This is a genomic window from Allofournierella sp., assembly GCF_048388525.1.
GTDB lineage: Bacteria > Bacillota > Clostridia > Oscillospirales > Ruminococcaceae > BQOK01.
Window position 1 is genome coordinate 59263 of the sequence record NZ_DBGCTQ010000004.1, and the last position, 15766, is coordinate 75028.

At 62.3% G+C, this 15766-nt stretch carries 15 protein-coding genes and 1 tRNA gene; 1 reads left to right on the forward strand and 15 read right to left on the reverse strand.

Annotated elements, in window-relative coordinates; translation table 11 throughout:
* Window positions 1-74: 74 nt before the first annotated feature.
* The 14 genes from ACMLHZ_RS00635 to ruvC form a co-directional block, all read right to left on the reverse strand.
* Window positions 75-449, reverse strand: coding sequence for a hypothetical protein (locus ACMLHZ_RS00635; RefSeq protein ID WP_418665886.1), 375 nt, complete (start codon window positions 447-449; stop codon window positions 75-77).
* Window positions 442-1482 (reverse strand): hypothetical protein, encoded by a 1041-nt coding sequence (locus ACMLHZ_RS00640; protein WP_418665887.1) that lies wholly within the window; start codon window positions 1480-1482, stop codon window positions 442-444. The genes ACMLHZ_RS00635 and ACMLHZ_RS00640 overlap by 8 nt, the downstream gene beginning before the upstream one ends.
* Window positions 1469-1984, reverse strand: a complete 516-nt coding sequence (locus ACMLHZ_RS00645; RefSeq protein ID WP_418665888.1) for a sigma-70 family RNA polymerase sigma factor — start codon at window positions 1982-1984, stop codon at window positions 1469-1471. The genes ACMLHZ_RS00640 and ACMLHZ_RS00645 overlap by 14 nt, the downstream gene beginning before the upstream one ends.
* Before the next feature lie 194 nt (window positions 1985-2178).
* Window positions 2179-4479, reverse strand: coding sequence for an AAA family ATPase (locus tag ACMLHZ_RS00650; RefSeq protein WP_418665889.1), 2301 nt, complete (start codon window positions 4477-4479; stop codon window positions 2179-2181).
* A gap of 67 nt (window positions 4480-4546) precedes the next feature.
* Entirely contained in the window at window positions 4547-5233 is a 687-nt protein-coding gene (locus ACMLHZ_RS00655) for a hypothetical protein (RefSeq protein ID WP_418665890.1), read from the reverse strand.
* Window positions 5234-5266: 33 nt separating this feature from the next.
* A complete protein-coding gene (locus ACMLHZ_RS00660; protein ID WP_418665891.1) occupies window positions 5267-6475 on the reverse strand; it encodes a DUF5711 family protein in 1209 nt (402 codons plus the stop codon).
* Window positions 6476-6497: 22 nt separating this feature from the next.
* Complete coding sequence (gene truA / locus ACMLHZ_RS00665; RefSeq protein WP_418665892.1) at window positions 6498-7244, reverse strand: tRNA pseudouridine(38-40) synthase TruA; 747 nt, start codon at window positions 7242-7244, stop codon at window positions 6498-6500.
* 2 nt (window positions 7245-7246) lie between these two features.
* Window positions 7247-8065, reverse strand: a complete 819-nt coding sequence (locus ACMLHZ_RS00670; RefSeq protein ID WP_418665893.1) for an energy-coupling factor transporter transmembrane component T family protein — start codon at window positions 8063-8065, stop codon at window positions 7247-7249.
* Entirely contained in the window at window positions 8059-8940 is an 882-nt protein-coding gene (locus ACMLHZ_RS00675) for an energy-coupling factor transporter ATPase (protein WP_177563392.1), read from the reverse strand. The genes ACMLHZ_RS00670 and ACMLHZ_RS00675 overlap by 7 nt, the downstream gene beginning before the upstream one ends.
* Window positions 8941-9010: 70 nt before the next feature.
* Window positions 9011-9841: an energy-coupling factor transporter ATPase gene (locus ACMLHZ_RS00680; RefSeq protein WP_418665894.1), complete on the reverse strand. Its 831-nt coding sequence runs from the start codon at window positions 9839-9841 to the stop codon at window positions 9011-9013.
* Between the two features lie 34 nt (window positions 9842-9875).
* Complete coding sequence (locus ACMLHZ_RS00685) at window positions 9876-10745, reverse strand: class I SAM-dependent methyltransferase (RefSeq protein WP_418665895.1); 870 nt, start codon at window positions 10743-10745, stop codon at window positions 9876-9878.
* A gap of 117 nt (window positions 10746-10862) precedes the next feature.
* Complete coding sequence (gene ruvB, locus ACMLHZ_RS00690) at window positions 10863-11909, reverse strand: Holliday junction branch migration DNA helicase RuvB (RefSeq protein WP_418665896.1); 1047 nt, start codon at window positions 11907-11909, stop codon at window positions 10863-10865.
* Window positions 11910-11912: 3 nt separating this feature from the next.
* Entirely contained in the window at window positions 11913-12521 is a 609-nt protein-coding gene (gene ruvA / locus ACMLHZ_RS00695; RefSeq protein ID WP_418665897.1) for a Holliday junction branch migration protein RuvA, read from the reverse strand.
* 14 nt (window positions 12522-12535) lie between these two features.
* On the reverse strand, window positions 12536-13033 hold the full coding sequence (ruvC, locus tag ACMLHZ_RS00700) for a crossover junction endodeoxyribonuclease RuvC (protein ID WP_418665898.1): 498 nt from the start codon (window positions 13031-13033) through the stop codon (window positions 12536-12538).
* A gap of 284 nt (window positions 13034-13317) precedes the next feature.
* On the opposite strand from ruvC, the gene ACMLHZ_RS00705 reads away from it, so the two are divergent.
* Window positions 13318-13393 (forward strand) — tRNA-Val (locus ACMLHZ_RS00705).
* A 112-nt stretch (window positions 13394-13505) separates the two neighbouring features.
* On the opposite strand, the gene ACMLHZ_RS00710 is transcribed toward ACMLHZ_RS00705, so the two are convergent.
* Window positions 13506-15734 (reverse strand): helix-turn-helix domain-containing protein, encoded by a 2229-nt coding sequence (locus ACMLHZ_RS00710; RefSeq protein WP_418665899.1) that lies wholly within the window; start codon window positions 15732-15734, stop codon window positions 13506-13508.
* Window positions 15735-15766 lie beyond the last annotated feature (32 nt).

A 15766-nucleotide genomic window follows, 5' to 3' on the forward strand; every position in this document is an offset into this window, starting at 1 on the left:
ACTGCCGGGCTCTTTGTGCAACGAAAAAGCGCCGCCGCGTTCGCGGCGGGCGCTTTTTTAAATCAACGGCTTTTTTATGAGGCCGTCCGCTCCATGGGCAGCTCCCTGCCGTTCAGCAGCACCCGGTCCACCTGGGCAAGGTCAATCACCTCGTCGAACACATTGTGGCACACGATGTCCTCCCCGTTGGTACTGGTGCTGGCGCTGCTGGCGCGCACCTCGGCGCCGTTTTTCAGGAACACCCGCACCTCGGCGGACTGGCTCTCGGCGCGCATTTCCCCTGTGCCGGTCATGGTCACTGCCACGGGCGACACCTGCACGCTGGTCAGGATCCAGGGCTGCATATCCTCATTGCATTCAAAGCGCAGCGCGTCGCTGGCCTCTTCCAATTTAAAGGTAGTCGACCAGTTGCCCTCCACAAAGCTGCGGTAGGTTATGCGGTCAACCATGATGCGCAGGCTTCCGGGATCTGCAATCTCCCTTGGCGGGATCAGCACATATTCGGTCAGGTCGTTGTAAGACTGAAAGCGCCCCATCTCGTGCCGCTCGCCCAGCTCCATATTTACCTGGGTGCAGTCCACCGGCTCCCCCGCTGCCGTTTCCAGCGAAAAATACAGCCGGTTTACCCGGCCCATGCCCTCGTCCGGCGCCACCTGAACATGTACCTGGCCGTCCACCACACCGGCGGCGGTCACAGCAGCCCAATCCACCCCCGGCAGGCTCACCGGCTCGCTCCAGGCCTTCAGCGCGGGCATCTTGCCGGTTTCCAAAAGCCTGCTGAACCGGTCCATCTCCGGGCCGCCCACCATGCTGCCCGCCAAATTCTGGGGGGTACTGAATGGCCGCGTCGCCCGTGGCGGCCCGCAGGCTCGCCACCGTGTAACCGCTGTAGGTGGGCGCATGCCGGTCCTCCCCGCTCAGGATGGACTTGCTGCTCACCGTGATCTTCTTGCCCGCCATGCTCTCGCTGGCGTCGGCCACCAGGCGCAGCACCGTGGTGCCTGTGGCGGCGTCGTAGTCCACCACCTCGCCCCGCGTAAAGTTCGCGCCGGATATCTCAGAATCATACAGCTGGCTGGTGGGTTCCACCCGGCCCTGGCCCGCGGTGTCCTGCAAACTCAAAAACACCACTGCCACCTGGCCGTCGTTCACAGCCGCCAGCACTTCCATGCGGATGCCCTGGTCCTCGCTGACCTGGTTGATGGGCTGCAGCTGCTGCAGCGTTTCAGCCCCCAGAATGGAAAGGCTTTGGCGCAGCTCCGGCGCAGCGGCCAGCACCCCGCCTCCAATCGAAAAGGCCACGGCAAATGCCGCCGCCACGGCCAGCACGCGGCGCAGCGGGCGCGCGGCGCGCCGGGGCGGCGCCACCGCCACAGTAGGCCTGCATTGGGCCAGGATAGCCTGCTTTTGGGCGGCATCCAGCTGGATGCCGCCGAGGCCGCTGTCGACAGCGGCGCGGACGGTTTCGTCACAAATCTTCATACGGCCCTCCTTCCAAACGTTTTCGCAGCGCTTCGCGCGCACGGCGAAGCCGGATGCTCACGGTCGACTGGGGCGCCCCCAGAACCTCTGCGATCTCATTCACCCGGAGCTGCTGGTAATAATGCAGCAGAACCACTTCCCGATATTTGGGCTTCAGAGCCATGATCTCGGCCAAAAGCCGCCCCTCCTCGTTTTTCGGGGGATCCTCCGAGGCGGGCAGCTCGGGATACTGCTCCACCAGATTCACCTTTCGCTTCCAGGCGCTGCGCAGGTAGTCCTTGCACACGTTCACGGTAACGCGCATCACCCAGGCTTTTTCCGCGGCGGGCCCATCCATGGGGTGCCAGGCGCGGTAGATCTTGATAAAAGAGTCCTGCACCGCATCCTGCGCGAGATGCTGGTCGCCCAGGTAAACGCAACACATGCGAAGCATCCCTGTGCCGTATTGATCCACCATGCGCTCCATTTCAGAGGTAGGGCATACCTGCTCCTGCACCAACATTTCTCACGCTCCCCCGCACGGGGACCCATACGCACTAAGAACGTGTGAGCCCCGGGCAAATATTTCAATTTTCTAAAACTTCTTAACGCTTTCTGAACATTTTCGATACCCGGCCGTTACAACTTCGTTACAACCCCGGTTTCCGCCCCAAACGGCAGTGCCCCGGCCGGGTTTTCCCGGCCGGGGTCGCTGCGTTATTCTTTAAAGATCAGTTGGCCGTCCTCGGCGTCCAGGGTCACCGCAGCCCCCAGAACGCCCGCCACAAACCGCCCGGCCAGTTCGTCCTCGACCTTTTTGCGGATCACCCGGCGCAGATCCCGCGCGCCGAACTTCACCCCGCCGCACTCTTTCACCAGCGCCGCGCAGGCCTCGGGGGTATAGCTCAATTCAACCCCCTTGTCCAGCATGGGCTGCCTGTACTCGTCCAGCATCAGGCCCGCGATCCGGCAAAGGCTCTCTTCCGACAGGGGCTTAAAAGCCACCACCTCGTCCACACGGCCCATAAATTCGGGCCGCAAAAATTCCGAAAGAGCCTTCATCGCTTTGTTTTCGCTCATCTGTGCCGCCGTTTTGTTAAAGCCGGTCTCGCCGCCTTTCTCGGTGCTGCCCGCGTTGCTGGTCATGCACACGACCGTGTTTTCAAAATTCACGGTGCGGCCCTGGCTGTCGGTGATGCGGCCCTCGTCCAAAATCTGCAGGAGAATGTTCATCACGTCCGGGTGGGCTTTTTCGATCTCGTCGAACAGCACCACGCTGTAAGGCCGGCGGCGCACCTGCTCGGTCAGCTGGCCCGCCTCGTCAAACCCCACGTAGCCCGGCGGCGCGCCGATCAGCCGGCTCACGGCATGTTTCTCCATATATTCGCTCATATCAATGCGGATAAGCGGGTCCGGCGTGTCGAACAGCTGTTGGGCCAGCTGTTTTACAAGCTCGGTCTTGCCCACCCCCGTGGGCCCCACAAAGATAAAGCTGGCCGGCCGCCGCTTGCCCGAAAGGTCGGCCCGGGCGCGCTTCATTGCCTTTGCCACGGCCTCCACCGCTTCGTCCTGCCCAATAATATGCGCCTTAAGGCCCTCTTCCAGCGCAAGCAGCTTTGCAAATTCGCTCTCTTTTACCTTTACCGCGGGGATGCCGGTCCACAGCTCAATGACCTTGGCCACGTCCTCCATCTCCACTTTAATGCCGCCCGCCTTGAGCTCCAGCTCGGGCAGGCCCTCCCGCAAGCGGGCCAGCTCGGTCTTAATTTCGGCCAGCTTCTCGTAGTCCGGGCCCTTTTCAGCCTGTTCCTGGCTCAGCTCCTGGGCCTCCAGCATGGCCATCTGTTTGCGCGCCACGGCCAGGTCGCTGATCTCCGGGTGGCGCAGGTTGCAGCATGCGCAGGCCTCGTCCAAAAGGTCGATGGCCTTATCCGGCAAAAACCGATCCGAGATATAGCGCTCGGCCAGGTTCACCGCCGCGGTCACGATGGTGTCCGGCACCTCCACACCATGGTGCTTTTCGTAATATTTTTTGATGCCCCGCAGCACGCCGATGGCGTCCGCAATGCTGGGCTCGCCCACCTTCACCGGCTGGAAGCGGCGCTCCAGCGCCTGGTCTTTTTCGATATACTTGCGGTACTCTGCAAAGGTAGTGGCCCCGATCACCTGGATCTCCCCGCGCGACAGCGCGGGCTTTAAGATGTTTCCCGCGTTCATCGCCCCTTCGGAATCGCCCGCGCCGGTGATGTTGTGGATCTCATCAATGAACAGGATCACGTTGCCCAGGTGCTTGACTTCGTCGATCAGGCCCTTGACCCGCTGCTCGAACTGGCCGCGGAACTGGGTCCCAGCCACCAGGGCGGTCAGGTCCATCAAATACAGCTCCTTACCCTTCAAACAGGCGGGCACCGCGTCGCGCACAATGCGCTGGGCAATGCCCTCGGCAATGGCTGTTTTGCCCACGCCCGCCTCGCCGATCAGGCAGGGGTTGTTTTTCTGGCGGCGGGCCAGGATCTGAATGGTGCGGTAGATTTCCTGCTCCCGGCCGATGATCTCGTCCAGCCTGCCCGCGCGGGCCTTCGCCGTCAGCGACTCGCAGTATTTATCCAGGAATTTGGTCTTGCCGCCGCGCCGGCCGTTTTCCTTCTCCTGCTTTTTTTCCCGGTTCGCGCCAATGCCAAAGGGAAAGGTGGCGGACCCGCCGGGGGTAAAGCCCTCTTCGCCGCCGTCCTCTTCGCTGCCCTCGCCGGTTTCTTCCTCCCCGCCGCCCACCGGGCCGAAGGGGAACATGCCGGCCATGCCGTTTTCCCCGGCTTCCTCCATAAAGCTGCTCATGCGCTCCTCCATGCTCTCCAGATCCTGGTCGGAAACGCCGAACTGCTTCATCAAGTCATCCACCGGTTTGATGCCCAGCTCCCGCGCGCAGGTAAGGCAGTACCCCTCCTGCTTGGGCTGGCCGTTTTCCAGTTTTTGCACGAACACGATGGCCGTGCGTTTTTTACAGCGTACACAAAGCATAATCTCGATTTCCCTTTCTTTGGGGCGCCGGGCGTGCCGCCCGGCGGTATAGTGATAGTATAACCCTTTAATAGAACGGATTCAACCGCCCAAAGATTCCGTAAGCCACGCTGCCGGAAAGGGCCGTATCATTCAAAAAGCTGATGGACCCACCGGTGATCACAATAATGGCCCATACCGCGCACAGCAGCAGGTACAGATCCACTGTGCCCGCCAAAATCCCCATCGCAAATCCCAGCATCCGGTTCACGCCGCCCACCAGGGGGATGCGGTTGAAGTTGGTGAGCACCGCCACCACAAAGCTCACCACCAGCCGGCACAGTGCAAAAGCCACAAAGAACACCACAATGGCAATGATGGGGGTCAGCAGCGGGGCAATGATCTCCTCCACCAGCTTTGCGGCAAGATCCGGCGCGGTGCTACCCAGCATGTTCTGGGCAGAATCCAAAAGGCTTTGCTTCACGCTGGCCGGCAGAAAGCCCGCGTATTTTTCGATCGTCTGCCCCAGATCCACCGTGCCCTCGGCGGTGAGGGTCTTTTCAATGCTGCTCACAAACCCGCCCTCAAAAAAGCGCGCGAACACCAGCGGGGCAACCTTGTTGCTCAGCAGCACTGCGCCCACCAGGCTGGCCAGGTTGCCCACAAACTGCACCAGGCCCGCCGCAAAGCCGCGGCGGGCATAGGCAAACGCCACCAGCAGCAGCACGGCCAGAAGCACCAGGTCAAAAATATGGGCTGTCGTCAAAAAATCCATTGCGTCACACTCTCTCCCTTTGGGCGGCGCGGGCTATTCCTGCGCGCCGCCGGTCTCGGGCCCGGTAAGGGCCCGTGCCTCGCCGCCGGCAAACACCAGCAGCTGTTTTGCGTCCAGCACCGCCAGGGGCGGCGCATCCAGCGCTGCCTCCCAATCGGCCTCGCCTGCCAGGGTATAGGCGGCCACGCTGCTCTCCCGTAAGATATATGCCGCCGTGCGGGTACACACCACCCCCCGTGCCGGGGCCGGCACCCGTGCGTCGGCCAAAAGCTGCATCTGCGGGTCCAGCACCACCAGCCTCGCGGGCGAATCCGCCAGCTCCGGCCCAAACAGCAGCGCCGCGTTCTGCCCGCACACTGAGGCGCTCACCAACTGTTCGCCTCCATAGCTGAACACCGCCTTCTGCTCTCCTGTGGCGGGGTCGTACACAGCCGCCATGTGATCATAGATCACCAGCAGCTTGTCCGCTGTGAGCCAGTGCATCTGCAGCACCTGGCCCCCGCTGGCGGTAATGCGGGCGCTCACCTGGTCGCTGCGGGTGTCCAGCAAAAAAATATTGCTGGTCAGGCTGCCGTTCTCTGCGGTAAGGCAGGCCACGGCAAAGCGCTTGTTGTCGGCCGCAAAGGCAATGCGGCTGGGCAGCCCTTCTTTTTCGGTGGGGTTCCACGCATAGCGGAACCGGAACGCCGGGTCGTAGATCGTCAGCTCCGCCATGTACCGGCTGGAATCGGTCACCACCGCCAGGCTGCCGTTGGGGCTCATCTCGGCCAGCAGGATGGGCCGGTCAAAGGTCTGTGTCGAAAGGGTGCGGCTGCGGCTCTCCACCCGCAGCTCATACCCCGCCCGGCTGTAAATGCAAAAGCGGCTGTTGCCGGCGCTCAGGGCGGGGCGCGCATAGCCGTGCTGGATGCTGCGCAGCCGGTTTCCCCCGCCGGAATAAACCACCAGGTCCTGCTTGCCCAGCTCCACAAAACCGCCGGCCAGCCCCTCCAGCTGCACCACCTCGGGCACGCCGGTCTTCACCGGCCAGCCCGCCGCCGGCGCCAGCGCGATCCGCACCGAATCAAACGCCTCTCCCGCCGCGGCCAGCGCCTCACTGTAAACGCCTGTAAAATACGCCGCCACCGCCAGCACTGCCGCTGCCAGCAGCAGCGCGCTGCGCAGCTTGCGCGCCCTGCGCCGCCGGCGCAGCTCGGTAATGCGGGTCAGGTTCGCGCCCTCGCCGTGTGTCTGTTTGCTCAAAGCGCGCAGGCCCTCCCTCGTGTCAGATTTCATATTCCACGCTCTTTAAAAACAAGCCCTGGGCAGGCAGCGTGGGGCCCGCCTTCGCCCGGTCCCGGGCCTCCAGCAGCGCGGGCACCGCCCCGGGCTCCAGCTTGTGCTGGCCCGCCCGCAGCAGGGTGCCGGCCAAAATGCGCACCATGTTGTATAAGTAGCCGTCCGCGGTCACGGTAATGCTCACCAGCGCACCGGCCCGTTCCACCTCACAGCGGGTGATGGTGCGCACCGTGCTGCCCCGCTTTGCCGCCTCGCAGTTCGCCGCGCACAGGCTCAAAAAATCGTGCCTGCCCACAAAGTGGTCCGCCGCCTGCTGCATGGCCGCAACATCCAGCGCTCCGGGCGCCCTGTAATAATACCCGGCCTCAAAGGGGCTGTCGATCGGGCTGTTCCAGATGCGGTACACATAGGTCTTGGCGTGGGCGGCGTACCGGGCGTGAAAGCCCTCCGGCGCCTGCCGCGCGCTGTTCACCCGAATGGCCGGGGGCAGGTTCTGGTTCAGCGCCAGTGGCAGCTTTTCCAGCGATACCGCGGGCGCGGCGCAAAAGCTCAGGGCATAGTGCAGCGCGTGCACCCCGGCGTCGGTGCGGGAGCAGCCCTTTACGTCCGGCCGCTCGCCCAGCACCGCCTCCAGCGCGTTTTGCACCGCCTCGCACACCGAGCGGCCGTTTTTCTGCACCTGGAAGCCGCAAAAGCCGCTGCCGTCAAAGCTCAGATCAAGCAGGATGTTCATGGCTAGATCACCCGTGGCAGCAGATAACGGGTGGCCCATACCGCCCCGAACGCCGCCAGGCACACCGCCAGCACCAGCCAGTCGCGCCCCTGGAATTTAAGCACCTTCAGCCGGGTCCGGCCGTCGCCGCCCCGGTAACACCGGCACTCCATGGCCATGGCCAGCTCGTCCGCCCGCCGAAAGGCCGAGATGAAGAGCGGGATCAGAATGGGCACCATCGCCTTGACCCGCTCGGTCAGCTTTCCGGTGTCCAGCATGGCGCCCCGGGCCTTCTGCGCGTTCATGATCTTGTCGGTCTCCTCGATCAGGGTGGGGATAAACCGCAGCGCGATGGTCATCATCATGGCCAGCTCGTGCACCGGCAGGTGCAGCTTTGCAAAGGGCTTCAGCAGCCGCTCAATGGCGTCGGTCAGCACAATCGGGCTGGTGGTGTAGGTCAGCAGGCTGGTTCCCGCGATCAGCGCCACAATGCGCACGCTCATAAACACCGCGTACACAACGCCCTCTTTGTAGATCTTGAATACCCAGAACTGCCACAGGGGCTGCCCCTCGCCCCCCATAAAGAACAGGTTCAGCACCGCCGTGAAGATCACGATGGGCAGAATGGGCTTCAGGCTTTTCAGAATAAGCTTCAGGGGGATCTTTGCCACCAGATACAGAACGGTCAGCAGCGCAAGGCTCAGCGCCAGCCCCAGCAGGTTCGTCACCGTGAACAGCAGCACGATATAGCCAATGACCAGCAGGATTTTCAGCCGCGGGTCGGTGCCATGCACCACCGAATTGCCCGGGAAGTGCTGGCCGATGGTGATATCCCTCAGCATCCGGCCGCCCCCTTCCCGCGTTTTTGCTCCAGCGCGGCCAGAATGGTCTTCACCGCATAGGGCACGGTATAAACGTCCTGCGGCAGCGCAAGGCCCATCTGCCGCAGCTTCAAGAACACCTTGGTCACCTGCGGCACCGAAAGCCCCAGCCCCAGCAGCTCGTCCGCCCGGGCAAACACATTCTCCACCGTGTCGTACATGGCCACGCTGCGCTGATCCATCACCAGCACCCGGTTTGCGTATTTTGCAATGTCTTCCATCGAGTGGCTCACCAGCAGCACCGTGGTGCCGGTCTCCTTGTGGTAGCGCTTCACCTGGGTCAAAATGGTGTCGCGACCCTCCGGGTCCAGGCCCGCGGCGGGCTCGTCCAGCACCAGGATGCGCGGCTCCATCGCCATGACCCCTGCGATCGCCACCCGGCGCTTCTGCCCGCCCGAAAGCTCAAACGGGCTGCGGCCAAGGTATTCCTCCGGCAGGCCCGCAAAGGCGGCGGCCCGGTGCACCCGGCGATCCACCTCTTCTTCGTCCAGCCCCATGTTTTTGGGCCCGAAGGCAATGTCCTTGTACACCGTTTCCTCAAACAGCTGGTATTCGGGGTACTGGAACACAAGCCCCACCATAAAGCGGAACCGGCGGATGTCGCCGGGCTTTTCCCAAATATCCTGCCCAGCCACCAGCACCTGCCCGCTGGTGGGCTTCAAAATGCCGTTGAAGTGGGTGATGAGGGTGGATTTTCCCGACCCTGTGGAGCCGATGATCCCCACAAAGTCGCCCTCCTCCACCGCAAAATCCACATGTTCCAGCGCGGTGGTGGCGTCCGGCATCCCTGCGTTGTAAATATGGGTCAGGCCCTTTGTTTCAATAATGGCAGCCATATTGCTCACGTCCTATCTCTTTCCCACGGGGCGCCCGCGCCCCCTCTGGCCCGCCCCGGGCCCTTTTTGGCTATTTCAGCAGCTCGTACAGCGCCGCCGCGCACTCGTCCTCGTTGATGATATCCCCCGGCAGCTCCACCCCGGCCTTTGCCAGCTCACAGCACAACTCGGTGGCCTGGGGCACGTCCAGGTGCAGCCCCCGCATGCGCTCGGTCTGGCGGAACACCTCCTTGGGGGTACCCTCCAAAACCACCCGGCCCTCGCTCATCACCAGCACCCGGTCGGCCTGGGCCGCCTCGTCCATATAATGGGTGATCGCCGCCACGGTGATGCCAAAATCCCGGTTCAGGCGGCGGATGGTCTCCATCACCTTTTCCCGGCCCCGGGGGTCCAGCATGGCGGTGGCCTCGTCCAGCACCAGGCAGTCCGGCCGCATGGCGATCACGCCCGCAATGGCTACCCTCTGCTTCTGCCCGCCCGAAAGCTTGTGCGGCGCTTTTTCCCGGTGCTTGTAAATGCCCGCCATCTGCATGGCGTCGTCGATGCGGGTGCGGATCTCGGCCGGGGGCACGCCCAGGTTCTCCAGCGCAAAGGCCACGTCCTCTTCCACCACGGTGGCCACGATCTGGTTGTCCGGGTTCTGGAACACCATGCCCACCTTCTGGCGGATGTCGTACAGGTGCGCCTCGTCCGCGGTGTCCATGCCCTCCACCAGAACGGTGCCGGCCTCGGGCAGCAAAATGGCGTTGAAGTGCTTTGCCAGGGTGCTTTTGCCGCACCCGTTAGCTCCCAGCACCGCCACAAACTCCCCCTTCTTCACCGTCACGCATGCGCCGTCCACGGCCCACGGGCTCTCGGGTGAATAGCGAAAGCGCACGCTGCGCGCCTCGATCATCTCCATGCTTTTCCCGCCCCTCTCTCGTTGTGCCGCCCGCTCAGGTTTCGTCCTGCCAAAGGGCGGTGGCCCCGCAGGGCACCACCCCGCCGGTGCTGGTCACCGGCAGGCCGATCTCGTCGCAGCCGGTCGTGCCGCCGTGTTCTTCACACAGGGTGTCCCGCAGCATGTATTCCATCACCGCGGGCGAAAGCCCGGTGGTGTAGCTGTTCACCGCCACAAAGAGCGGCCTGCCGCTCAGTACCCCCGCGCACAGGCGGATCAGGTCGTAAATGCTGTCCTCCAGCTTCCAAACCTCGCCCCCCGGGCCGCGGCCGTAGCTGGGCGGGTCCATAATCAGCGCGTCGTACCGGCTGCCGCGGCGCGCCTCCCGCGCAACAAATTTGGCGCAGTCGTCCACGATCCAGCGGATGGGCGCGCCCGCAAGGCCGCTGGCCTGCGCGTTCTCCCGCGCCCAGGCCACGATCCCCTTGCTGGCGTCCACATGGCATACGCTGGCCCCGGCGGCGGCGCAAGCCAGGGTTGCCCCGCCGGTATAGCCGAACAGGTTCAGCACCCGCACCGGGCGGCCGGCGCCCCGGATTTTCTGCCCATACCAGGCCCAGTTCACCGCCTGCTCGGGGAATACGCCCGTGTGCTTAAAGCCGGTGGGGCTTACCACCAGGGTCAGCTCCCCGCAGCCGATCTTCCATTTTTCCGGCAGGCGGCGGCGGTACTCCCACTGGCCGCCCCCCTTTTCCGAGCGGTGATACACCGCGTCCGCCTTTTGCCACAGGGGGCTTTTTTCAGCGCTCTTCCAGACCACCTGGGGGTCAGGGCGCACCAGCAGCGCGCTGCCCCAGCGCTCCAGGCGGTTACCGCAAGTGGCGTCGATCAATTCATAGTCCTGCCAGGTGGTGGCGGCGCGCATAGGCACTTCTCCTTTTTATCCCGCGCCGCCGGGGCCGGCTGGCCCGCGCCGCGGCGCTTTGAAAGAATTATTGTAAGCGATAAATGTGAATTTTTCTTGTTGGCGCCTTCCCGCGCTTTAAAACAAGGTCTGCTGGCCGCCGGCCTCGTCCAGCCCGCGGGGCAGCTCCAGGCCCAGGTGGGTCCAGGCCAGGCGGGTGGCGCAGCGCCCCCGCGGGGTCCGGGTCAGAAAGCCCATCTGCATCAGGTAGGGCTCGCACACATCCTCCAGGGTCACGGCTTCCTCGCCCAGGGCGGCGGCCAGGGTATCCAGGCCCACCGGGCCGCCGTTGTAAAGTTCAATGATCGCCCGCAAAAGGCTCCGGTCCAGCTCGTCCAGCCCCAGCGCGTCGATGTCCATGCGCTTTAAGGCCACCCGCGCGGCCTCTTCGTCAATGGTGCCGTCGCCCAATACCTCGGCAAAATCCCGCACCCGTTTCAGCAGCCGGTTCGCCACGCGGGGGGTGCCCCGGCTGCACTTGGCCAGCTCCAGCGCTCCCTCGGGGGTGCAGGGCTGGTTCAGAATGCCCGCCGAGCGCAGCACGATGCGCGCCAGCTCCGCCGGGCTGTACAGCTCCAGCTTTAAAAGCACGCCGAACCGGTCGCGCAGTGGGCCGGTCAGCTGGCCCGCACGGGTGGTCGCCCCGATCAGGGTGAACCGCGGCAGGTTGATGCGAATGGACTGGGCGCTCGGCCCCTTGCCGATCATGATATCCAGCGCGTAATCCTCCAGCGCGGGATACAGCACCTCCTCCACCTGGCGGGAAAGGCGGTGGATCTCGTCGATGAACAGCACGTCGCCCTCCTGCAGGTTCGTGAGCAGCGCGGCCAGATCCCCCGGCTTTTCAATGGCGGGGCCGCTGGTAATGCGGATCTGCACCCCCATCTCCTGGGCCACAATACCGGCCAGGGTGGTCTTGCCCAGGCCCGGCGGGCCGTACAGCAAAATGTGATCCATCGGCTCGCCCCGGCGCTTTGCGGCCTCCAGGTAAATGCGCAGGTTTTCCTTTACCTTTTCCTGGCCCACATAGTCCGCAAGGGTGCGCGGGCGCAGGCTCAGCTCCTCGGCCTCGCCCTGGTTCACCTCCGGGTTTACCAGGCGGGCGGCCGCTTCAAAGTCTTCCATGGGTTACCTCCTTGCCATGCCCCGCAGGGCCAGCTTGATGATCTCTTCCACCGGCAGGCTTTCGTCCAGCTTGGCTACCGCCGCCGCGGCCTCGCTTGCGCTGTAGCCAAGGCTGGCCAGCGCGGCGATGGCCTGGCTCAGCGCGCCGCCGGCGGCCGCCGGCGCGCCCATGCCGCCCACGTCCCCCAGCGAGAGGCCCTCCGCCAGGCCCTTGCCCACCTTGTCCTTCAGCTCCAGGGTGATGCGCTGGGCCAGCTTCGGCCCCACGCCGTTTGCGGCGGTGAACGCCTTGTGATCCCCGGCCGACACCGCCAGCGCAATGCGCTCCGGGCTCAGCACGTTCAAAATGGCAAGGCCCACCTTGGGCCCCACGCCGGAAACAGCGGTGAGCATTTTAAAGCAGGTTTGCTGCTCCTCGGTGGCAAACCCGAACAGGGTCACGTCGGTTTCGGTCACGTTCATCATGGTGTACAGCATCGCTTCGCCGCCCACAGCGGGCAGCGCGGCCGCCACGCTGGTGGGCACCAGCACCTGGTAGCCCACCCCCCCGCAGGAGATCACCACCATATCCAGTGTTTTCTTTATAAGCTTGCCATTCAGGCAGTAAATCATTTAAAAGCGCCTCCTTAACGGATGGGTGTGCCCTGCAGCCGGCTGCGGCTGCAATGGCAGTGGGCAATGGCCATGGCCAGCGCGTCGGCGGTGTCATCGGGCTTCGGCACCTTTTCTAAGTGCAGCAGGATGCGGGTCATCTCCTGCACCTGCTTTTTCACAGCCTTGCCGTAGCCGGTCACCGCCTGCTTCACCTGCATGGGGGTGTACTCGAACACCGGCAGCCCGCATTGGGCGGCGGCCAGCAGAATGACCCCGCGGGCCTCGGCCACGCCGATCACCGTAGTCTGATTGTGCTGGTAAAACAGCTGCTCAATGCTCAACGCCTCCGGCTGGTGGGTACGCATGACCTCCAGAACGCCGTCGTACACCTGGGCCAGGCGCCGCTCAAACGCCATCCCCGCTTCGGTGGTCACCGCGCCGAACGCCACCGGCGAAAAGCGGTTGCCCGTGTAATCCGTTACCCCCCAGCCCACAATGGCATACCCGGGGTCAATGCCCAAAACTCGCATAGCTGCACCTCTCCATATTAACCGATTTAGTATACCACAAAACCCGTGCCGGGGCAACAAAAACCAGGTCGGTTTTGGGCGCCGCCCGGCCCGGCAGATCCTTCCAGCCCGGCCGGGGCCGCGGCGTGCCCCGGCCCTTTGCCCGCGCCCTGCCATGCGCTTTCCCCCGCCGGCCCCGCCCCCAAAAGCGCGCCTCTTTCAAAAGATTTTTGCAAAACCCCTTGCTTTTTGGCGGCGGATTCGTTATACTATTTTAGCGCCGTAGTTTCCATGGGCATTTTTATGGGCGGTTAGCTCAGCTGGTAGAGCATCTGCTTGACGTGCAGAGGGTCAGGGATTCGAGTTCCTTACCGCCCACCAAAACAAAAAGCCCCGCGTACAGCTTGATTTGCAAGCCTGTACGCGGGTTTTTTTTATGTCTCGGCGCGGAGCATGGGCGCGGATCGTTTTGCCAAAAGGGCGGCCGCGCTTTTTATGAATCCTGCGGCAATCCGCTTTCCTGGCTGTTTTCGAACGATTCGGCACCGTTTTGCTGCTCCACATATTCTCTTGGGTTCATGCCAAAGGTGCGCTGAAATGCCCGCTTAAAAGAATATTCGCTGTCGTATCCAACTTCTGCCGCGATTTCCGCCGGGCAGTAGCCCCGCAGGCGCAGCAGCTCTTTTGCGCGTTCTATGCGCTTTTCAGTAATGTAGCGGTAAAAGTTGCTGCCCGCAGTCTTTTTAAAAATACGGGAAACACTCGCGTTGGAAACGCCAAAAAGATCGCTCAGCTGGTTCAGTGAAAGATTGGGGTCAAACACATTCTCATTCACATAGCCCACCAGCGACCGGTTCACATTTGTGGCCGCCTCTTCCTTTTTGCGGATCATCTCCTCGCACAGCTTTTTCACCAGACTCTCGGCGCTGCGGAACATCTGTTCCAGGCTCACCGCATACTGCGGCTCGGTGAGCTCCTGGAACATCCGGTCCGGCAGCTTTGCCTCAATCACGATGCGGCGCATGGTTTCATACAAAAGTGTCGCCACCCGCTTGACCAGGTCGCGCCCCAGATCCAGCCGCTTGTTTTCTTCATACAGCTGGTGCAGGATCACCTTTGCCTGTGTCACATTGCCCTCGCGGACCGCGCGCGCCAGTTGCCCCTCCCAGTCCAGAGGATAGTAATATTCCATCTGCGGGTGTGCATAAACAACACCGCGCACATGTTCCTCCCTGCGGATAGTTTCCATGGCCGCCTGATACGAGGTGCTGATGCCCGCCAGCCCTTTGCAGGGCCGCCCCACATAAATGCAGCATTCAATGTCCTGCTCTGCAAGCGCATCGTACATCGTTCCCGCCAGATCCATCACCGCGTCTTTGTCCGGCAGGGTTGGAAACTCTGCAATAACAGCGGTATTACCCTCCACATTTTCCACCAGCTCGCAATGGCTCTGGCCCAGATGCAGGTTTTCGATGATCTGCTCCACGATCAGTACAAAGCGCAGATTTGCCTGCGTTTCTTCGGTCACGCTCTCCATCCCATCGTGCCTGCGGTGCAAAACGAGCACTGCATAGGCATAATCGCACACGAACGGAATCTCCTGAACATCCAGCAGATCGGATACATCGTCGCCAAAAAAGCCTTTTAAAAGCTGAACATTTCTTTGTTCGCGCAAGGTGTAGCGGTAGGAAGAAACAGTCTGCTCCAGTCTTTCTTTGTCGTTGAACAGCTCGTCGATACAGGTTGCAATTGCATCCATGTCCTGCTTTACATTCTCGCCGTTTGTTCTTTCCTTGACCTTGCACAAAAGCTGGTTCACCGGCGAATATTGAACGATCGCCAGCACATATGCAAGGAATGCGCCCAGCATGGCAAACAGCAAAAGCAGCAGATACCCGCCTGCCCCCTGCATAAAAGGCAGCGGGCGGTTTTGAAAAACGACCTCATAAGTAAGCAGCATGTTCTGGCTGGGGACCGTTTGCCGCACGACCTCTGTGCCCGGTTGTGCAAACTGGCCGGTCCAGCATTCGTTCCCGTTCTCGTCCAGCACGCGCACGCCCGCAACCTGCTCGCTGCAAACCTGGCCCACCTTTTTTGCCAGGCTCGATTTATCCAGATACATCACAGCGACCACCCGGGGCGGATCCATGATGTCCAACTGGCACACATAGACCAAATGCCCCTCGTTCACACCGGCAAACCCGCCGGGGCGCTGCTGCCCAAAGCCGCCTTGCAGGCCCAGCACATTGTTTTGAATAAAGCCGTCTGCCACCTGCAAGCGCTGCGCGGCATAGGCTTGATAGTCGCTCAGGGAAAACCAGCCCTTGGGTGTAACGGCAACATCCTTTCGGTGGTATAGAACCGAAATATCCCGGATGGTGGTGTTGAAAGTGCACACCTCCCCCAAAAACTGCGATATCTCGCGCTTTTGCAGCACATCAAATTCCGCGTCGAACACACTCGTATCGGATTTGTATTTCTCCACCCAAACCGCATTGTTTAAAATATCCCCGATTGAGGCGGCCGACTCCCAGGTGCTGTCCAGCACTTCCGTGATCTTTTCCGTCTGCGCTCTTCGCTGCTGCTCCGCCGCGCTGTTGCGCGCTTTTTGCGAGATATGCGCCACCAGAATAACGCCCGCCGTCAGCATACCTGTAAACAGCAGAATATACGTTAAAAAGTAGCGTTGAAAATCCTTGGATTGCCAAAAGGACCGACGCATTGTAACTCCCCTTTCCGTTGACCGTGATTGTT